Here is an 18,547-nt window from a genome sequence, read left to right as displayed (position 1 = left end):
AGGGCCCCGCGACGCGTGACGTCACGGGACCCTCCTACCGATGTGGCTCGGTCAGGCTGTCTCACCCTGGGCCTCGCCCGAGGCGCCGGGGTCGCCCGGGCCGCCGGCGGCCGCGCCCTCGACGGGCGGGGCGTCCGGCACCTGGCCACCGCGGGTCCCCCGGAAGGTGAACTCCGGGTTCTTCTCGGCGCCGTCGGTGTCGACCAGGACGATCTCACCGGCACCGATCTCGCCGTAGAGGATCTTCTCGGACAGCACGTCCTCGATCTTGCGCTGGATGGTGCGGCGCAGCGGACGGGCACCGAGGACCGGGTCGTAGCCCTCCTTGGCCAGCAGCTCCTTGGCCGCGGTCGTGAGCTCGATGCCCATGTCGCGGTCCTTGAGGCGGCCGTCCAGGCGAGCGATGAACAGGTCGACGATCTGGACGATCTCGTCCTTGCTCAGCTGCGGGAAGACGATGACGTCGTCCACGCGGTTGAGGAACTCGGGGCGGAAGTGCTGCTTGAGCTCGTCCGACACCTTGTTCTTCATCCGCTCGTAGCCGCTCTGGGTGTCGGTGCCGGCGGAGAAGCCGGTCGACAGGCCCTTGGCGATGTCGCGGGTGCCGAGGTTGGTCGTCATGATGATGACGGTGTTCTTGAAGTCGACCATCCGGCCCTGGCTGTCGGTCAGTCGACCGTCCTCCAGGATCTGCAGCAGGCTGTTGAAGATGTCCGGGTGGGCCTTCTCGACCTCGTCGAACAGCACGACCGAGAACGGCTTGCGGCGGACCTTCTCGGTCAGCTGGCCACCCTCCTCGTAGCCGACGTAGCCGGGGGGCGAGCCGAACAGCCGCGAGGCCGTGTGCTTCTCGCCGAACTCGGACATGTCGAGCTGGATGAGGGAGTCCTCGTCGCCGAACAGGAACTCCGCGAGCGCCTTGGCGAGCTCGGTCTTGCCGACGCCGGTGGGGCCGGCGAAGATGAACGACCCGCCGGGACGGCGGGGGTCCTTCAGACCCGCACGGGTGCGCCGGATCGACTGCGACAGCGCCTTGATGGCGTCGTCCATGCCGACGATGCGCTTGTGCAGCTCGGCCTCCATGTTGAGCAGCCGCGAGGACTCCTCCTCGGTGAGCTTGAAGACCGGGATGCCGGTCGAGGCCGCGAGGACCTCAGCGATCAGGTCCTCGTCCACCTCGGCGACGACGTCCATGTCACCGGCCTTCCACTGCTTCTCGCGCTCGCTCTTGGCCTCGACGAGCTTGCGCTCGTCGTCGCGCAGGGACGCGGCCTTCTCGAAGTCCTGGCCGTCGATCGCGGCCTCCTTCTCGCGGCGCACGTCGGCGATCTTGTCGTCGAACTCGCGCAGGTCCGACGGCGCGGTCATCCGGCGGATGCGCAGCCGAGCACCGGCCTCGTCGATCAGGTCGATGGCCTTGTCCGGCAGGAACCGGTCGTTGATGTAGCGGTCGGCCATGTTGGCGGCCGCGACCAGCGCCGAGTCGGTGATCGAGACGCGGTGGTGCGCCTCGTAGCGGTCGCGCAGGCCCTTCAGGATCTCGATGGCGTGCGACAGCGACGGCTCGGCGACCTGGATGGGCTGGAAGCGCCGCTCCAGGGCGGAGTCCTTCTCGATGTACTTGCGGTACTCGTCGAGCGTGGTCGCGCCGATCGTCTGCAGCTCGCCGCGGGCCAGCATCGGCTTGAGGATGCTCGCTGCGTCGATGGCGCCCTCGGCAGCACCGGCACCGACGAGGGTGTGGATCTCGTCGATGAACAAGATGATGTCGCCGCGGGTGCGGATCTCCTTGAGGACCTTCTTCAGCCGCTCCTCGAAGTCACCGCGGTAGCGGCTGCCGGCGACCAGAGCGCCGAGGTCGAGGGTGTAGAGCTGCTTGTCCTTGAGCGTCTCGGGCACGTCTCCGCGCACGATGTCCTGGGACAGGCCCTCGACGACGGCGGTCTTGCCGACGCCGGGCTCGCCGATCAGGACGGGGTTGTTCTTGGTGCGGCGGGACAGCACCTGCATGACCCGCTCGATCTCCTTCTCGCGCCCGATGACCGGGTCGAGCTTGCCCTCACGGGCGGCCTGGGTCAGGTTGCGGCCGAACTGGTCGAGCACGAGCGACCCCGCCGGGGTGCCCTGCTCGGGGCCGGCCTGGGACCCGCCGACGCCCGCAGCGGCCTGCTCCTTGCCCTGGTATCCGGACAGCAGCTGGATGACCTGCTGGCGCACGCGCGGCAGGTCGGCACCCAGCTTGACGAGGACCTGGGCTGCGACGCCCTCGCCCTCGCGGATCAGGCCGAGCAGGATGTGCTCGGTGCCGATGTAGGAGTGCCCGAGCTGCAGCGCCTCGCGCAGCGACAGCTCCAGCACCTTCTTGGCCCGCGGCGTGAACGGGATGTGGCCGGACGGGGCCTGCTGGCCCTGGCCGATGATGTCTTGGACCTGCTCGCGGACGGCGTCCAGCGAGATGCCGAGGCTCTCCAGGGCCTTCGCCGCGACGCCTTCGCCCTCGTGGATGAGGCCGAGCAGGATGTGCTCGGTCCCGATGTAGTTGTGGTTGAGCATGCGGGCCTCTTCCTGGGCCAGCACCACCACGCGTCGAGCACGGTCGGTGAACCGTTCGAACATCGTCTTCTCCTCGCTATCGAGCTGCCTCGATGCTATCTGCGCGACGGGGTCGGGCCACGACCTGCTCGCGTGGCGGCCGGTCTGGGACCGGTCCCGACTCCCGTCTTCCTCGACAGCCTCAACGCGAGGTTACGGCGCTCTGTTCCACGAACGACACCACCTTGAGTCCATCCGGCTCAGTTTTCGCCCAGAGCGGACGCGCTCGCAGCGCGATCCTGACGGGCCGCGTAGCGCTGGGCGAGGGTCGCGCAGGCCATCAGCTGGAGCTGGTGGAAGATCATCAGCGGCAGCACCAGCAGGCCGACGCTCTGGCCGGCGAACAGCACGCTCGCCATCGGTAGACCCGTGGCCAGCGACTTCTTGGTCCCGCACATCTGGATCGCGACGCAGTCGCCGTAGTCGAACCCGAGCCGGCGTGCCACGACCCAGGTCAGCGCGAGCATGACGGCGATGACCACGAGCACCACGAGGACCAGGCGCAGCACGTCCAGGACGTCGACCCGGCTCCAGATCTGCTCGCGCATCCCCTCGGAGAACGCGGCGTAGACCACGAGGACGATCACGCCCTGGTCGACCAGCTTGAGCGGCTTGCGGTGCTCGCTGACCCAGTCGCCGATCCACCGCCGGGCGAGCTGGCCCACGAGGAAGGGCACGAGCAGCTGCAGCACGATCGAGCCGATCGCCGAGGCGTCACCGTGCGCCGACCCGCTCGTGCGCATCACGGCCATGACCAGCAGCGGCGTGAGCAGCACCCCGAGCAGGTTCGACGCCGAGGCGCTGACGATCGCGCCGGCGACGTTGCCCCGAGCGATCGAGGTGAAGGTCACCGACGACTGCACGGTGGACGGCACCAGCGTCACGTAGAGCAGTCCCGGGTAGAGCGACGCCGGGAGCAGCCAGGGCACGACGCCCCGCAGCGCCAGCCCGAGCAGCGGGAAGGCGACGTAGGTGAACCCCAGGATCGTCAGGTGCAGCCGCCAGTGGCGCAGCCCCTGCAGCGCCTCGTCGGGGTGCAGCCGCGCGCCGTAGAGGAAGAACAGCACGACGATCAGCGCGGTCACCGCGTGCTCGACCACCGTCGCCGCCACGCCCTGCGCCGGCAGGACCGCGGCCACCGCGACCGCAGCGAGGATCGCGAGGAGGAAGTGGTCTACGGGAAGGCGGACGGGGAAGCGCGGGGCGGTGCGGACGCGGAGCACAGGGCCGTCAGGCGGAGCGCTGCTGGGTCGGCGTCGCCTGGTGGTGGCGCAGCAGCCAGCGCCCGTCCTCGAGCACCCACACCGACGACCGCAGCGCCTGCCGGTCGCTGCGGTGCGAGCGGTAGGTCACCAGGATCACCGTGTCGGCCAGCTGCTCGGCCTCGATGTTGTCGACCGTGAGGGCAGCGTTGGACTCGTCCAGCGCGAGGGTGAGGACCGTGTCGCGGTCGAAGACGTTGCCGGTGACCGCGAAGTCGGAGAAGTAGGGGTGGAAGAGGTCGCGCACCCGCTCGGGATGCTCGGCCTGCTCGGGGTCCAGGAGCCGGAGCTCCTGCTCGACGACGAGCTCGAGGTCGGACATGGATCTCCTTGGCAACGAGGTGGGGCCTGGGGTGCCTGCGCACCCGCTGGCCCGATTTAACCAGTCGCCGGGGAGCTGCGGAGCCACCCACCACGCGCTGTGGGCCCGATCACCGGATCGGGCCCACCGAACGAGATAGCACCGTGACGCATGGTGGTCCTGCGCCGTCGTGCGTGGGGGTCAGTGCTTAAGGGTCAGTGCGTGGGGGTCAGTGCGCGTCGTCGTAGGCGCGCTGCAGCTCCACCGAGACACGGCCGCGGTCGGAGACCTTGAAGCCGTTGTCGCGGCCCCACTGGCGCACGTCGTTGAGGTTGCGGCCACCGGAGCCGCTCTTGCGACCGCCGGCGGCGGCCTTGCGCCCGCCGGAGCGTCGGGCCGCGCCCACCCACGGGGCCAGGTCGTCACGCAGCTTGGCGGCGTTGGAGTCGCTGAGGTCGATCTCGTAGGTCACGCCGTCGAGCGCAAAGGTGATGGTCTGCTCGGCGTCACCGCCATCGACGTCGTCGACCAGCAGAACTTGAACCTTCTGTGCCATGGTGTCTCCGCTTCATGATCAGGTGTCTCGCGGGCGGGAGTCCCGGCGAGCAGATGCAGCTGTGCGGATAAATCTACTCACAAACAAACCTGCTTGACCAATGACGGCACCGCATTGTCAGAGTTTTGCCACGAACTCGTCGGGTGGAACGCTGGGGACGCTACGGCGTTTGCTCGTCCGAGCGATCTGAGCGATCCAAACGGTCCGAACGATCAGGGCGGTCGGCCTGTTCGGCACCATCACCGGACCGGGCCGCCCGCTCGCGCTCCCATTGGGCATGGGCGAGACGCTCGCGCCGATCCCCCTCGAGGATCCCCTTGATGACGAGGTAGAAGATGAACAGCAGGCCCGCCGTGGGGGCCAGTGCGATAAAGATCTGCCAGGCGGAATTCCCCATGATCAGTTCTCCGGCTTCAGGTGGGGGAAGAGGATGGTCTCGCGAATGCCGGTGCCCGTGAGCAGCATGATCAGCCGGTCGACGCCGAGGCCGGTGCCACCCATGGGCGGCGCGCCGTACTCCAGCGCCCGCAGGAAGTCCTCGTCGAGCTCCATCGCCTCGGCGTTGCCGCCGGCCGCGAGCGCCGCCTGCGCGGTGAGGCGCTCCCGCTGCAGCACCGGGTCGACCAGCTCGGAGTAGCTCGGGGCGAGCTCGACGCCACCGATGATCAGGTCCCAGGCCTCGACCAGCCCCGGCTGGGAGCGGTGCGGACGGGCGAGCGGGCGCACGGACTCCGGGTAGTCGCACACGAACGTGGGCTGCACGAGGGACTCCTCGACCAGCTGCTCGTGGACCTCGAGGATGATCTCGCCGGCTCCCCAGCCGGGCTTGAGGGCGATGTCGCGCGCCGTGGCGAGCCGGCGCAGCCGCTCGGCGTTCTCGGGGGTCTCCTCGCCACTGACCTGCTCGCCGAGGGCCTCACTCACGCCGTCGAGGATCGGCAGCCAGCGCCACTCGCCGGCCAGGTCGATCTCGCGCCCCTTGTAGTCGACCAGGCTGGTGCCGACACCGGCATTCTCGGCGGCGTCGACGATGATCTGGCGGGTGCGCTGCGCCGCGGTGTGCTGGTCACCATAGGCTTCGTAGAATTCCAGCTCGGTGAACTCCGGGGAGTGGGTCGAGTCCACCCCCTCGTTGCGAAACACCTTGCCGATCTCGTAGACCTTGTCGACGCCCCCGACGACGGCTCGCTTGAGCCACAGCTCGGTATAGGACCGCAACGTCACGTCGACGTCGAAAGCATTGAGATGGGTGGTGAACGGCGCGGCCGCGCCACCGTGGCTGAGATTGAGGATGGGCGTCTCGACCTCGATGAATCCCAGGCCGTCGAGCGTCGCGCGGATGGACCGCAGCACCGTGGCGCGGGTGCGCACCATGTCACGGGCTTCCTGACGCACGATCAGATCGGCATAACGCTGGCGGACCCGGGTCTCCTCGGAAAGGTCCTTGTGCAGGGTCGGCAACGGGCGCAGCGCCTTGGAGACGATCCGCCACTCGTCGGCCATCACCGACAGCTCACCGCGCCGGCTGCGGATCACCCGGCCCCGGACGAACACGTGGTCACCGAGGTCGACGTCGGCCTTCCAGGCGGCGAGGGAGTCCGCGCCCACCTCGGCCAGGCTGAGCATGACCTGCAGGCGGGTGCCGACACCCTCCTGGAGGGTGGCGAAGCACAGCTTGCCGGTGTTGCGCAGGAAGACGACGCGGCCCGCGACGCCGACCTCGTCGGTCGTCTCCTCGCCGGTCTCGAGGTGCTCCCACCCGGCGTGGACGTCGCTCAGCGCGTGCGTGCGCGGGACGCTCACGGGGTAGGGCTCCACCCCCTCGGCCAGCAGCCGGGCCCGCTTGTCGCGACGGACCCGCATCTGCTCGGGGACGTCGGGATCGGTGCGCTCCTGGTCGGCGGGAGCCTGCGGGGTGGTCATGAGGTCCAGGGTAGGGCTCACGCCCTGCTACCGACGAAACCGCTCCTGCGTGCGGGGGGACAGGGCCCGCCGGGTGACACCGCAGTGACAGACTGAGACGAATCGCCCCGAAAGGAAGTCATGACGTCGCGCTCCCGCTGCCAGCCCCGTCCCTCGCCCCGCTCGACGGGCTCGTCGCAGGCGGGCTCGCCGCAGGAGGGCTCGACGGGCTCGTCGCACGGCCGCCGCTCCCGGTGGCCGGCGCTGGCGGCACTGGCGCTCGTGGCGACGCTCGGCGGCTGCACGCTGGTGAGCAACGGCTACGCCCCGCCGGTGACCGTCACGGTGACCCCGACGGTCACGGTCACCGCGAAGGCCGCCCCCTCGCCGACGCCGACCCCCGCGCGCACGAACGCGCCGGTGACCTCGCAGGTCGTCGGGCGGGGCTACGACGTCGGCACGATCACGGGGGTCGAGATGGTGCAGCAGACGCCGGTCCTGGTCTTCGACCGGTGGACCGTGCGCGGGGTGTCCGACTCGCGGCTCGCCCGCGAGGGGACGAGCCTGACGCCGCACACCAGCGAGCGGTTCAGCAACCGCAACGCCATCAGCTTCAAGATCCCGGTCGACGTGAACGCGACCTTCACCAAGCAGACCTGCGTGGCGGTGGGTCAGGCCGCGAAGAGCGAGCGCACCGACCTCGCCGGCATCCGGGCCCTCACCGGTCGGGCCGCCATCGTCCAGCTCACCCTCAACCCGAGCGGCTGGGTCACCAACATCACCTCAGACCCCGTCTGCGGCTGACCGGCCGGCGTTGCCCCGGTCGTCGCGCTCCTCGCGCTCGTCGCGCTGGTCGGGGTCGCCGCCCGGGCGCCGGCACCAGGCCTGCGCGACGTAGCCGGCGACGGACAGCGCCACCCCGGCAGCCGCCAGGACCAGGGCGAGCACCAGCTGGGTGCGCCGGCCGGTGATCGTGCTCGCGGGGGCGAGGGTGGCCGCGTGACCGAGATACCACCCGGCGACGATCGCACCGGTCAGCGCGCACGCCTGGGCCAGCACCAGCACCCGCGCGGCACGCAGCGCGCGGGCGGGCTCGACCGGTCCCCTGCGCATGGTGCGCACCTGCCAGGCGGCGACCAGCTCGGCGACCAGGACGCCCAGCAGCGGCACCAGGGTCAGCAGCGCGACCGGCGGCAGCGCGTGCCCCGTCTCGGACCACCAGCGCAGCCCCAGCCAGGACACCCCGAGCGCCAGCGCACCGGCGAGGACGGCCGGTCCCGGGCCGAGCCCACGTCCGTCCCTCAGCATGCTGGTCCTCCTCGGGGTGCGTGGTGCTCTGGCCGGTGCCGGTGGTGCCGACCGTGCTCGTGCCGGTCCCGGCCGGGCCAGTCGGGCCCGGGCCGCACGCCGCTGCGGTCGACCTCGAGGTCCGCGACCGGGCGGTCGGCGCCGTCGAGCGTGATCAGCGCGTCGGGATCGGCGTCGAGCCACGGCACGACCACGAAGGCTCGCTCGTGGGCCCGCGGGTGCGGCAGCAGCAGCGCCGGGTCGTCGCTCGTCACCGGTGCGGGGTCCGTCGCGGCGGCGGCGCGCAGTCGGTAGTCGATCAGGTCGAGGTCCAACGTCCTTGGGCCCCAACGGATCTCGCGAGTGCGGCCGGCGTCGGCCTCGATCTCGTGCAGGGTCGCGAGCAGCCGGGCCGGTGCCAGCGAGGTGTGCACGACCACCACGGCATTGACGTAGACCGGCTGGTCGGGTCCGCCCACCGGCTCGGTCTCGTAGAGCGCGGAGCGGGCCGTCACGCGCACCCCGCGGGTGCGCGCCAGCCGGGCGACGGCGTCGGCCAGCGCGTCGGCCGGCTCCCCCGCGCCGGAGGGCAGGTTGGCCCCCAGAGCGATCACGGCGCGGGCGTCGCGGCGCCGTGTCACGTGGACCTGCACGTCGTCGAACGGCACCCCGACCGGCGCGGCCGGCTTGTGCACGGTGATCTCGACGGCGTCGACCAGGTCGTGGGCGAGCGCCGCGTCGGCGCAGCGGGCCGCGAGCGTCTCCACGAGGTCTACCGGATCCCCCTCGACGAGGCGGTGGATGTCGGTCGCCACCTCGGCATAGCTGACAGTGTCGTCGAGGGCGTCGGAGCGTCCGGCCGCGCGGGTGTCCAGGTGCAGCACGACGTCGACGAGGAAGTCCTGACCCAGCTCGCGCTCCGCGGCCAGCACCCCGTGCCGGCCCCGGCCGCGGATGCCGGTCACGACGATCCGGTCGCCCCTCATGCGTTGACCTCGGTCCCGTGCGGCCGCACCAGGTGGCCGGCGCGCATGGAGGCCCACATCGTCAGCGCGTCGACGCTCGCCTGCACGTCGTGCACGCGCACGCCCCAGACCCCCTTGTCGGCGAGCAGCGCCGTGGTGACTGCGGTCGCGGTGTCGCGGGCCACGGGGTGGCGCGGGCTGCCGTCGCTCTCGGCGAGGGCCCTGCCGAGGAAGGCCTTGCGGGAGGTGCCGACGAGCACGGGCGGCCCGAGCGCGACGATCCGCTCCATCCGCTGCAGCAGCGCCCAGTTGTGCGCCGCCGTCTTGGAGAAGCCGAGGCCAGGGTCGATGATCAGCTGCTCGTCGGACACGCCGTCGGCGCGCCACTCGTCGAGCCGCTCGCCGAGCTCGCGGCACACGTCATCCACCACGTCGCCGTAGACCAACCGGTCGGACTCCTGCATCACCGCACCGTGCGCACGCCAGTGCTGCACGACGGCGCGCACCCCCGTGTGGGCGACGAGCCGGCGCAGGTCGGGGTCGGCGAGCCCGCCGCTCACGTCGTTGACGATGACCGCACCGGCCTCGACGGCGGCCTCGGCGACGACCGCCCGCATCGTGTCGACGGACACCGCCACGCCCGCGGCGGTCAGCTCGCGCACGACCGGGACGACCCGCCCGAGCTCCTCGGCGGCGAGCGGCCGGGTGGCGCCGGGGCGGGTCGACTCACCGCCGACGTCGACGACCTGGGCACCGGCGTCGGCGAGCTGCAGGCCGTGCTGGATCGCCCGCTCCGCCGCGAGGTAGCGACCGCCGTCGCTGAACGAGTCGGGGGTGACGTTGACGACCCCCATGACGATCGGGATCATCGCCGCCCACCGAGCGCGAGGAGCATGGCCTCCGAGCGGGTCGCGGGGTCGCGCAGCTGGCCGCGGACCGCCGAGGTGATGGTGCGGGAGCCGGGCTTGCGGACGCCGCGCATCGACATGCACAGGTGCTCGCACTCCAGCACGACGATGACGCCCCGGGGCGCCAGGGTGTCGACGAGCGCGTCGGCGATCTGGGTCGTCAGCCGCTCCTGCACCTGGGGGCGCTTGGCGAAGACGTCGACCAGGCGGGCCAGCTTGGACAGCCCGGTCACCCGGCCGTCCCGGCCGGGGATGTAGCCCACGTGCGCCACCCCGTGGAAGGGCACGAGGTGGTGCTCGCAGGTCGAGTAGACCTCGATGTCGCGCACCAGGATCAGCTCCTCGTGCCCGATCTCGAAGACCGCGTTGAGGACCTCGGTCGGGTCCTGACGCAGGCCCGCGAACATCTCGGTGTAGGCGCGGGCCACCCGCGTCGGCGTCTTGACCAGGCCCTCCCGGTCCGGGTCCTCGCCGATGGCGAGCAGGATCTCGCGGACAGCGGCCTCGATCCGCGGCTCGTCGACGCCCCGGGCCTCGGTCATCGCGCTCAGCCCTGGCCGGGGTCGACCGACCCGCCCTCGGGGATCTCGACGACCTCGGAGGCCGGGTGCTCGCGCTCGGGGTCGGGGTTGTCGCCGATCAGCTGCTCGGCGCTGAAGCCGTCACCCTCCTCGAGGGCCCGGCGCTCGGCCGGCGTGAGGACCGGGCCGCGGTCGCTGACCGGCCGGTGGTCGCCGGACAGCCACACCGGGCGCTCGGCGCGCTTCTGCACGTCGGCGAAGATCACCTCGAGCTGCTCGCGGCCGAGCGTCTCCTTCTCGAGGAGCTCGAGGACCAGCCGGTCGAGGACGTCGCGGTTGGTGACCAGGGCGTTCCACGCCTCGTCGTGCGCGGACTCGATGAGCCGGCGGATCTCGGAGTCGATGACCTCCGCGACGCCCTCGGAGTAGTCGCGCTGGTGGCCGTAGTCGCGGCCGAGGAAGACCTCGCCCTGCTCCTGGCCGAGCTTGACCGCGCCGACCCGCTCGCTCATGCCGAACTGGGTGACCATCTTGCGGGCCACGGCGGTGGCCTTCTCGATGTCGTTGGAGGCGCCGCTCGTCGGGTCGTGGAAGATCAGCTCCTCGGCGACCCGGCCGCCGAGGGCGTAGGCCAGCTGGTCCAGCATCTCGTTGCGGGTGCTGGAGTACTTGTCGTCGTTGGGCAGCACCATCGTGTAGCCGAGGGCGCGGCCGCGCGGCAGGATCGTGATCTTGCTGACCGGGTCGGTGTTGCGCATCGCCGCCGCGACCAGGGCGTGGCCGCCCTCGTGGTAGGCGGTGATCTTCTTCTCCTTGGCCGACATGATGCGGGTGCGCTTCTGCGGGCCGGCGATGACGCGGTCGATCGCCTCGTCGACGATCTCGTTGGTGATCTGGCGCTGGTCCGAGCGGGCGGTGAGCAGCGCGGCCTCGTTGAGCACGTTGGCCAGGTCGGCACCGGTCATGCCAGGCGTGCGGCGCGCGACGGCGAGCAGGTCGACGTCGGGGGCGAGCGGCTTGGACTGGCCGTGCACCTGCAGGATCCGGTGGCGCCCGATCATGTCGGGGGCCTCCACCGCGATCTGCCGGTCGAACCGGCCGGGGCGCAGCAGCGCCGGGTCGAGGATGTCGGGGCGGTTCGTGGCCGCGATCAGGATGACGTTGGTCTTGACGTCGAAGCCGTCCATCTCGACGAGCAGCTGGTTCAGCGTCTGCTCGCGCTCGTCGTGACCGCCGCCGAGGCCCGCGCCGCGATGCCGGCCGACGGCGTCGATCTCGTCGACGAAGATGATGGCCGGGGCGTTGGCCTTGGCCTGCTCGAACAGGTCACGGACGCGCGAGGCACCGACACCGACGAACATCTCGACGAAGTCCGAGCCGGAGATCGAGTAGAACGGGACCCCGGCCTCGCCTGCCACGGCGCGGGCGAGCAGGGTCTTGCCGGTGCCCGGCTGGCCGTAGAGCGGACGCCCTTGGGGATCTTGGCGCCGACCGCGAGGAACTTCTCGGGCTCGGCGAGGAACTCCTTGATCTCCTGCAGCTCCTCGACGGCCTCGTCGGCGCCCGCCACGTCGGCGAAGGTGACCGTCGGCATGTCCTTGGTCGCCAGCTTGGCGCGGGACTTGCCGAACTGCATGACCCGCGAGCCGCCGCCCTGCATCTGGCCCATGAGGAACCAGAAGAGCAGCGCGAGCAGCAGGATCGGCAGCAGGGTGCCGAGCAGGGCCATGCCCCAGGACGTGCTCGGCGGCTCCTCGTCGTAGCCCTTCGTCGGCACGTTGGCGTCCAGCGCCTTGACCAGCTCCGGACCGCGCGGCTCGACGTAGTAGGCGCGCACGCGGCTGGCGTCCTTGACGTCCCCGCCCGTGTAGGGGCTGGTCAACGTCAGGTCGATGCGGTCGTTGTCGACGATCTTGGCCGACTCGACCTTCTTCTCCTTGATCAGCTGCATCGCGACCGAGGTGTCTACCTGCTTGTAGTCGCTGGTGTCGAAGACCGAGAAGAAGGCCGCGAGGGCGACGATGACGACCGCTGCCCAGACGAAGGGGTTCCGGCCGAAGCGCTTGAGATTCATGTATCCGCGGGTCCTAGCCGCGTCCTTCCTGCTCACTGGCACTGCCTTGTGGTGACCGGCAGCACGACGTCCTTCGGCACCTGTGGTCCCCTACCGTACGGGGCTGCGCTCGCCTTCGGGATCGATCCGAAAGGCATTGGACGGAACGAGCGTCACACACGGGGTGTTCCCCGGCCCGGTCCGCTCACAGTCCGGAAGGTCCGCTCAGCTGTAGACCTTGGGCGCGAGGGTGCCGATCGAGCGCAGGTTGCGGAACCGCTCGGCGTAGTCCAGGCCGTAGCCCACGACGAACTCGTTGGGGATGTCGAAGCCGACGTAGCGCACGTCGATCGGCACCTTCACGACGTCGGGCTTGCGCAGCAGCGTGCAGATCTCGACCGACGCCGGACCGCGCGACTCGAGGTTGGCCCGGGTCCACGACAGGGTCAGCCCGGAGTCGATGATGTCCTCGACGATCAGCACGTGCCGGCCCGAGATGTCGGTGTCGAGGTCCTTGAGGATCCGCACGACCCCGCTCGACTTGGTGCCCGATCCGTAGGACGAGATGGCCATCCAGTCCATCTCGACGCTGCCCGGCAGGTGGCGCATGAGGTCGGCCATCACCATCACGGCGCCCTTGAGCACCCCCACCAGCAGGACGTCCTTGCCCTGGTAGTCGGTCCAGATCTGCTCGGCCAGCTCGGCCAGCCGCGCCTGGATCTGCTCCTCGGTGAAGAGCACCTCGGCGAGGTCGTCTCCCATGTGCTCGGCGTCCACCGGGCCTCCCTCTCGTCAGTCGTTCACGTGTCCCCTCATTGTGGGGGATCGACCCGGGTGAAGACGATCCCTGGCGTCCCGGCGCGGACCCGGGCCACCCGCACGCCGCCCGGCAGGGCGACCGGGCCCTGACCGTGGTAGCCCGTCACCAGCCGGTCCATCGCCGCGACCTGGGTGGCGGAGGGTGCGCCGGCAGTGGGTGCGCCGGCGGCGGGTGCGCCGGCGCCGGGTGCAACCCGCAGCGCCGCGAGCCGCAGCACCCGGGTGCGCACCGCGCGGGGCAGCGCGGCCAGGGCGGCCACGTCGAGCGGCGCGCCCGGGCGTGGGTCGGTGGCGGCGCGGGCGGCCAGCCAGTCGGTGGCCCACGCGTCCAGGGCGTCGGCGTCGTCGCGCAGCTGGTCGGCCGAGCGCGCCAGCGCCTCGACCACCCCCGGGCCGAGCTCGCGCTCCAGGTCGACGAGCAGCCGGCGCGCCCGCACCCGCGCGTAGGTGGGGTCGGTGTTGTGCGGGTCCGCCCACGGCACCAGCCCGTCGTGCGCGCAGGCGGCGGCCGTGTCGGCGCGTCCGACCGCCAGCAGCGGCCGGTGGTAGACCCCCCGCGCCCGCGGCATCCCGGCCAACGATCGAGCGCCCGACCCGCGGGCCAGCCCGAGCAGCACCTGCTCGGCCTGGTCGTCCCGGGTGTGCCCGAGCAGCACCGCCACCGCCTGGGTCTCGGTCGCCGCCGCCTCCAGCGCGGTATAGCGCGCCGCCCGCGCGGCCGCCTCCGGCCCACCGGGTGCGGACCCCGCGCCGTCGTCGCCGACCCGCACCCGCCGCACCAGGACGGGGTCCAGGCCGATCGTTCGACAGGTGTCGGCGGTGCGGGCAGCGACCGCGGCGCTCCCGGGCTGGAGGTCGTGGTCGACGACGACGGCACCGGCCGGTCTACCGGATCCGGCGCACTCGAAGGCGACGGCCGCCGCGAGCGCGAGCGAGTCCGCTCCGCCGCTGCAGGCCACGAGCACCGGCCCGGGGGGCAAGGCGTCGAGGACCGCGCGCACGCCGAGGCGCACCCGGGCCACCGGCGCCGGTGGTCGACCCCAGCGCCGCGGCAGCCTCGCACCGGTCGGTGTGCCCTCCATGCTCAGCCTCTCGTCATGTCGGGCTGTGGTCACGACGCGCCGGTCAGCCCATCCGGGCGACCCACAGCTTCGGGTCACCGATCTCGGCGGGGGTGGGCAACGTCTCGGGGGACGTCCAGACCTGGTTGAAGCCGTCCATGCCGACCTGGTCGACGACCCCGCGGACGAAGAGCGCGCCCTCGCGGTACTGCCGCATCTTGGCCTCCAGCCCGAGCAGCCGGCGCACCAGCCGGTCGAGCTGGCCGAGACCGCCGCGACGGTGGTCGAACTTCGCCCGGATGTCCTCGACCGACGGGATGACGGCGGGACCCACGTCGTCCATGATCACGTCGGCGTGGCCCTCGAGCAGGGACATCACGGCGGTCAGCCGGGCGATGCGTTCGCGCTGCTCAGGGGTGGTGACGAGGTCGGAGAGGCCGTTGCCGCCCTCGCGGACGGCGGCGGGCAGCGAGCGCGCGATCTTGGCCAGCCGGTCGGCCAGCTGGTCCGGCTCGGGCACCATGTCGACGGCGAGCGAGCGGGCCTCGTCGATCATGTGGTCGCGCAGCCACGGCACCGCGGTGAACTGCACCCGGTGGGTCTCCTCGTGCAGGCACACCCACATCCGGAAGTCGTGCGGGTCGACGTCGAGCTCGCGCTCCACCTCGACGACGTTGGGGGCGACGAGCAGCAGGCGCGGGTCGCCGTCGGGCGCGAGGTCGTACTGCCCCAGCACCTTGCTGGCCATGAACGCCAGCAGCGCCCCGGACTCCGCGCCGGTGACCTTGGCCCCGGCGGCCAGCGCGAGCGACGACGCGTCCTGGCTGCGGGCGGCGGCGAGCTTGGCCTGGACCGGCTCGAGCATCGCCTCCATGGAGCGGGCGTTGGCCTCGATCCAGCCCTTGCGGTCGACGACGAGCGCCGGCTCGGTGCTCGCGGGGGCGTGCAGACCCGAGGTGGCCTCGACGTGGTGGTTGGCCTCGATCGCGCAGCGCCGCAGCTCGGCGACGACCTCGGTCGCCTCGGTGCGGGTCACCTCCGGGCCGGCCGGCACCAGGCGCTTGCCCGTCGCGATCGCGAAGTCCCAGTCGACGGCTCCCTGGCCGTCCGTGTGGTCGCTCATGTGCACCTCAACCTCGCGATCGTCCGAAGCGTTCCCGGCCACCCTCGCACGGATCGGCGCCGGCCGTGGCGCAACGGTCAGCCTCTGGTGGTCAGCCTCGGGTGGTCAGCCTCGGCACCCGCACCGGGCGAGCGTCGCCACGACGTCGTCGAGGGCCGAGCGGGCGGCGAGGGTGCCGGTCGCGCTCGGCACCTGGTCCGCCAGCAGCGCGTAGACCAGGAGCTCGCCGTCCGCGGTCACGACCGTCCCGGCGAGCGAGCTGACCCCGGTGAGGGTGCCCGTCTTGGCCCGGGCGACCCCCGCGGCCGCCACCGACCCGCCGGAGACGAACCGCTCGGCCAGGGTGCCGCTCAGCCCGGCGACGGGCAGGTCGGCCACCACCCGCGCGAGCCCCGGCGACGCCCCGGTGCTGCCCCGCACCAGCGCGTCCGCGAGCAGCCGGGCGCTGACCCGAGAGCCCGGCGAGAGCCCGCATACGTCGGCCATCCGGGCGTCGGCGAGGTCGTAGCCCTGGGCCGCCAGCCGGCCCCGCACCCACGTGGCCACCTCGGCGAAGCTCGTCGCGCGCCCCGGCGCCGGGGTGACCCTGCGGTAGGCCAGCCGCGCGAGGGCCTCGGTGAGCGCGTTGTCGCTGCGCTGCAGGGCCACCGCCAGCTGGTCGGCCACCGGCGCGGACTCGACCGAGCCGACCGTCGTCGCCCCGGCGGGCGCGGTGGCGCGGCGCACCTCACCGATCACGGTGACGCCGCGTCTCGCGAGCGCCGCCACGAAGGCCTCCGAGGCCCGGTCCACCGGGTCGGACACGCCAGGTGTGCCGACGGCGACCAGGTCCGTGCCGAGCCCGATCGGGGCGACCTTGCCGACGATCCCCTCGGCCAGGAAGGCCGGGTCCCACGTCGGCGCGTAGTCCGGCCCGGCAGCCAGCGAGGTGTCGACGGCGAGGGTGACCCTCTTGGTCGTCCCGAGCGCCTTCGCCACCTGGTCGGCGAGCGTCTGCAGGCCGGCGTGGCCGGCGATCCGACCCGGCGCCGACGCCCCCGTCCCGAGCAGGGTGTCGCCGCCCGCGACCAGGGTGAGGGTCGGCGTGGCCGTCGCTCCGCCGGTCCCCGCAGCCGGCGCAGAGCGCACGACGGTGGTGGGCAGGCGGGTGTCGGCGCCGAGCGTGTCCACGACGACGCTCGCGGTCAGCAGCTTCAGCGACGACGCGGGGGTGTGCTCCACCCCCTCCCCCTTCCCGTAGACCGCGCCGCCGGCACCCGTGCGCACGGCCAGTCCCACGGAGGGGCCAAGCGCGGGGTCGGCCAGCGGGCCGCCGAGCGCCCGGGCGAGGCCGGCCGTGGTGACCCCGCTGGTCCGGGCCGCGGGCAGCGCAGCCGCAGAGGGGTCTACGACGGGGGGTTGGGGTGCGACAGCGCTCGGTGACGAGCCGGGCGACGAACCGCTCCCGCCCGCGCCGCCGGCCGCCGAATCCGAGGGTTGGACCGTCCGGGCGATGGCCGGTGCACTAGGGTCGTGGTCGATCGTCAGCACACCCGGGACCATGTCGAAGGCGTCGAGCGTGCCGTAGGCCGCCACCGCGAGCGCGACACCCGCAGCCGTGAGTGACGAACGACGCACAGGGGGCAGCCTCTCTGGTGGTGCGGACGACCATGGCATTTGGAAGACTGTCGGCAGCGTAGGACACGCCGCCGTGATCACACCGCAAAGGGGCCACACCGTGGAGCTGGACGTCACCATCGAGATTCCCTCGGGAAACCGCAACAAGTACGAGGTGGACCACGAGACGGGGCGCATCCGGCTGGACCGCATGCTCTTCACCTCGACCCGCTACCCGGCCGATTACGGATACGTCGAGGACTCCCTGGGTGAGGACGGCGACCCGCTCGACGCGCTCGTGCTGCTCGACGAGCCGACCTTCCCCGGCTGCGTGGTGCTGGCCCGACCGATCGGCCTGTTCCACATGCGCGACGAGGCCGGTGGCGACGACAAGCTCCTGTGCATCCCCGCCGGTGACCCCCGCAAGGACCACATCACCGAGCTCGACCACATCTCCGACTTCGACCGGCTCGAGATCCAGCACTTCTTCGAGACCTACAAGGACCTCGAGCCCGGCAAGTCCGTCGAGGGAGCCCACTGGGCGGGTCGGCAGCGGGCCGAGGAGATCGTCCTGGAGGCCTTCCAGCGCGCCAAGGATGCCAACATGAACACCCTGCGCTGGCCGCTGCCCAACGCGCACTGAGCCTCAGCCGATCGAGGTCCCGACCAGGGATCCGATCGCATAGGTGACGGCCATGGCCGCGAGTCCACCGAGGACGTTGCGCGCCATCGGTCGGCCGATGGCCGCTCCCCCGAGCCGGGCCGACGTGTAGCCCGTGAGTCCCAGCGCCAGGGCCGCCGCCACGACCGTGCCGGGCACCCGCCAGGCCGGGCTGAGCAGCACGATGGTGATCAGCGGCAGGACGGCACCGACGACGAACGACCCCAACGAGGCGAACGCCGCCTGCCACGGGCTGGTCAGCGCCTCGTGGTCGATCTTCAGCTCGCTCTCGGCGTGCGCCGCCAGCGCGTCCTTCGCGGTGAGGGCCTCCGCGACCTGCGCGGCGAGCGCCGGCTCCAGACCCTTGTCCTCGTAGATCGCGGTGAGCTCCGCGAGCTCGGCCTCCGGCTCCTCGGCCAGCTCGCGCCGCTCCTTGGCGAGCAGCGCCGACTCGGTGTCGCGCTGCGTGGAGACCGAGACGTACTCCCCCACCGCCATCGACAACGCGCCGGCGGCCACGGCGGCGATGCCCGCCGTGAGCAACGCCTCGTGGCTCGCGCCGGACGCGGCGACGCCGATGACCAGGCCGGACACCGACACGATGCCGTCGTTGGCGCCGAGCACGCCGGCGCGCAGCCAGTTGAGCGTGCCGCTCGTCGAGCCCTCGTGCTGCTCCCCGGGGTGGGGCAGTCGGGGGCCGGCAACCTCCCGCGGGGCGGGACCAGAGCCGGTAGGGACGTCGTCCGGGTTCACTGCGTGCCTCCTGACAGCGGTCTGACATGCCCACCGCGACCTGGCGTGGACCTGACGTGGGATTGAGAGCCGACCTATTCACAGGTGGCGGTCTGACCATACCCAGCCCGCATGTGGTTGTTTGAACGTGGCGCGTCACCTCTCAGCGCGAGAGCCCTCCCCGCCGACGCGCCAGGCTCCAGGCTCC

The 18,547-nt window shown here is 71.9% G+C and carries 17 protein-coding genes and 1 pseudogene; 2 read left to right on the top strand and 16 right to left on the bottom strand.

The features are described 5' to 3' along the window. Positions 1–51: 51 nt before the first annotated feature. The 6 genes from MM440_RS07630 to lysS form a co-directional block, all read right to left on the bottom strand. Positions 52–2,616: an ATP-dependent Clp protease ATP-binding subunit gene (locus tag MM440_RS07630; RefSeq protein ID WP_241443716.1), complete on the bottom strand. Its 2,565-nt coding sequence runs from the start codon at positions 2,614–2,616 to the stop codon at positions 52–54. 176 nt (positions 2,617–2,792) lie between these two features. Then, positions 2,793–3,815, bottom strand: a complete 1,023-nt coding sequence (locus MM440_RS07625) for a bile acid:sodium symporter family protein (RefSeq protein WP_241443715.1) — start codon at positions 3,813–3,815, stop codon at positions 2,793–2,795. A 7-nt stretch (positions 3,816–3,822) separates the two neighbouring features. Beyond that, positions 3,823–4,176, bottom strand: a complete 354-nt coding sequence (locus MM440_RS07620; RefSeq protein ID WP_241443714.1) for a nuclear transport factor 2 family protein — start codon at positions 4,174–4,176, stop codon at positions 3,823–3,825. 208 nt (positions 4,177–4,384) lie between these two features. Beyond that, entirely contained in the window at positions 4,385–4,711 is a 327-nt protein-coding gene (locus MM440_RS07615) for a histone-like nucleoid-structuring protein Lsr2 (protein WP_241443713.1), read from the bottom strand. 160 nt (positions 4,712–4,871) lie between these two features. Further along, positions 4,872–5,108: a hypothetical protein gene (locus MM440_RS07610; protein ID WP_241443712.1), complete on the bottom strand. Its 237-nt coding sequence runs from the start codon at positions 5,106–5,108 to the stop codon at positions 4,872–4,874. A gap of 2 nt (positions 5,109–5,110) precedes the next feature. Then, positions 5,111–6,634, bottom strand: a complete 1,524-nt coding sequence (gene lysS / locus MM440_RS07605) for a lysine--tRNA ligase (RefSeq protein ID WP_241443711.1) — start codon at positions 6,632–6,634, stop codon at positions 5,111–5,113. 120 nt (positions 6,635–6,754) lie between these two features. Between lysS and MM440_RS07600 the strand changes: the two genes are divergently transcribed. Further along, positions 6,755–7,417 carry a hypothetical protein gene (locus MM440_RS07600; RefSeq protein WP_241443710.1) on the top strand — a complete coding sequence of 221 codons (663 nt, stop codon included), beginning with the start codon at positions 6,755–6,757 and terminating at the stop codon, positions 7,415–7,417. Here the strand turns inward: MM440_RS07600 and MM440_RS07595 are convergent. The 9 genes and pseudogenes from MM440_RS07595 to MM440_RS07555 all read right to left on the bottom strand — a co-directional run bounded on the left by MM440_RS07595 (position 7,397) and on the right by MM440_RS07555 (position 16,967). Next, complete coding sequence (locus tag MM440_RS07595) at positions 7,397–7,921, bottom strand: DUF3180 domain-containing protein (protein WP_241443709.1); 525 nt, start codon at positions 7,919–7,921, stop codon at positions 7,397–7,399. The two genes, MM440_RS07600 and MM440_RS07595, sit on opposite strands and share 21 nt — an antisense overlap. Then, entirely contained in the window at positions 7,915–8,886 is a 972-nt protein-coding gene (gene folK / locus MM440_RS07590) for a 2-amino-4-hydroxy-6-hydroxymethyldihydropteridine diphosphokinase (RefSeq protein ID WP_241443708.1), read from the bottom strand. Before folK ends, MM440_RS07595 begins: the two co-directional genes overlap by 7 nt. Continuing rightward, the gene (gene folP, locus MM440_RS07585) at positions 8,883–9,734 is read right to left on the bottom strand and encodes a dihydropteroate synthase (RefSeq protein WP_241443707.1); all 852 of its coding nucleotides are present in this window, start codon (positions 9,732–9,734) and stop codon (positions 8,883–8,885) included. The genes folK and folP overlap by 4 nt, the downstream gene beginning before the upstream one ends. Beyond that, the gene (folE, locus tag MM440_RS07580) at positions 9,731–10,315 is read right to left on the bottom strand and encodes a GTP cyclohydrolase I FolE (protein WP_241443706.1); all 585 of its coding nucleotides are present in this window, start codon (positions 10,313–10,315) and stop codon (positions 9,731–9,733) included. The genes folP and folE overlap by 4 nt, the downstream gene beginning before the upstream one ends. Before the next feature lie 5 nt (positions 10,316–10,320). Beyond that, positions 10,321–12,368, bottom strand: a pseudogene (ftsH, locus tag MM440_RS07575) (ATP-dependent zinc metalloprotease FtsH). Positions 12,369–12,572: 204 nt separating this feature from the next. Next, the gene (gene hpt, locus MM440_RS07570; RefSeq protein ID WP_241443705.1) at positions 12,573–13,124 is read right to left on the bottom strand and encodes a hypoxanthine phosphoribosyltransferase; all 552 of its coding nucleotides are present in this window, start codon (positions 13,122–13,124) and stop codon (positions 12,573–12,575) included. A gap of 35 nt (positions 13,125–13,159) precedes the next feature. Further along, positions 13,160–14,248 (bottom strand): tRNA lysidine(34) synthetase TilS, encoded by a 1,089-nt coding sequence (gene tilS, locus MM440_RS07565; RefSeq protein WP_241443704.1) that lies wholly within the window; start codon positions 14,246–14,248, stop codon positions 13,160–13,162. 43 nt (positions 14,249–14,291) lie between these two features. Beyond that, on the bottom strand, positions 14,292–15,350 hold the full coding sequence (locus tag MM440_RS07560; RefSeq protein ID WP_241443703.1) for a zinc-dependent metalloprotease: 1,059 nt from the start codon (positions 15,348–15,350) through the stop codon (positions 14,292–14,294). Positions 15,351–15,455: 105 nt separating this feature from the next. Then, complete coding sequence (locus tag MM440_RS07555; protein WP_241443702.1) at positions 15,456–16,967, bottom strand: D-alanyl-D-alanine carboxypeptidase/D-alanyl-D-alanine-endopeptidase; 1,512 nt, start codon at positions 16,965–16,967, stop codon at positions 15,456–15,458. Between the two features lie 100 nt (positions 16,968–17,067). On the opposite strand from MM440_RS07555, the gene MM440_RS07550 reads away from it, so the two are divergent. Continuing rightward, positions 17,068–17,589 (top strand): inorganic diphosphatase, encoded by a 522-nt coding sequence (locus tag MM440_RS07550; RefSeq protein ID WP_241443701.1) that lies wholly within the window; start codon positions 17,068–17,070, stop codon positions 17,587–17,589. A 3-nt stretch (positions 17,590–17,592) separates the two neighbouring features. Here MM440_RS07550 and MM440_RS07545 read toward each other — a convergent pair whose 3' ends face one another. After that, positions 17,593–18,360, bottom strand: coding sequence for a VIT1/CCC1 transporter family protein (locus tag MM440_RS07545; protein WP_241443700.1), 768 nt, complete (start codon positions 18,358–18,360; stop codon positions 17,593–17,595). Positions 18,361–18,547 lie beyond the last annotated feature (187 nt).

This window comes from Arsenicicoccus piscis (assembly GCF_022568835.1).
GTDB lineage: Bacteria > Actinomycetota > Actinomycetes > Actinomycetales > Dermatophilaceae > Arsenicicoccus > Arsenicicoccus piscis.
This window is presented reverse-complemented; position numbering and strand designations above follow the sequence as displayed.

What these genes read in the sequence shown, in the direction of transcription:
- MM440_RS07615 (WP_241443713.1), bottom strand. Translation starts at nt 4,711, where the DNA reads ATGGCACAGAAGGTTCAAGTTCTGCTGGTCGACGACGTCGATGGCGGT.
- lysS (WP_241443711.1), bottom strand. Translation starts at nt 6,634, where the DNA reads ATGACCACCCCGCAGGCTCCCGCCGACCAGGAGCGCACCGATCCCGAC.
- folK (WP_241443708.1), bottom strand. Translation starts at nt 8,886, where the DNA reads ATGAGGGGCGACCGGATCGTCGTGACCGGCATCCGCGGCCGGGGCCGG.
- tilS (WP_241443704.1), bottom strand. Translation starts at nt 14,248, where the DNA reads ATGGAGGGCACACCGACCGGTGCGAGGCTGCCGCGGCGCTGGGGTCGA.
- folP (WP_241443707.1), bottom strand. Translation starts at nt 9,734, where the DNA reads ATGATCCCGATCGTCATGGGGGTCGTCAACGTCACCCCCGACTCGTTC.
- MM440_RS07610 (WP_241443712.1), bottom strand. Translation starts at nt 5,108, where the DNA reads ATGGGGAATTCCGCCTGGCAGATCTTTATCGCACTGGCCCCCACGGCG.
- MM440_RS07560 (WP_241443703.1), bottom strand. Translation starts at nt 15,350, where the DNA reads ATGAGCGACCACACGGACGGCCAGGGAGCCGTCGACTGGGACTTCGCG.
- MM440_RS07595 (WP_241443709.1), bottom strand. Translation starts at nt 7,921, where the DNA reads ATGCTGAGGGACGGACGTGGGCTCGGCCCGGGACCGGCCGTCCTCGCC.
- MM440_RS07600 (WP_241443710.1), top strand. Translation starts at nt 6,755, where the DNA reads ATGACGTCGCGCTCCCGCTGCCAGCCCCGTCCCTCGCCCCGCTCGACG.
- MM440_RS07620 (WP_241443714.1), bottom strand. Translation starts at nt 4,176, where the DNA reads ATGTCCGACCTCGAGCTCGTCGTCGAGCAGGAGCTCCGGCTCCTGGAC.
- folE (WP_241443706.1), bottom strand. Translation starts at nt 10,315, where the DNA reads ATGACCGAGGCCCGGGGCGTCGACGAGCCGCGGATCGAGGCCGCTGTC.
- MM440_RS07630 (WP_241443716.1), bottom strand. Translation starts at nt 2,616, where the DNA reads ATGTTCGAACGGTTCACCGACCGTGCTCGACGCGTGGTGGTGCTGGCC.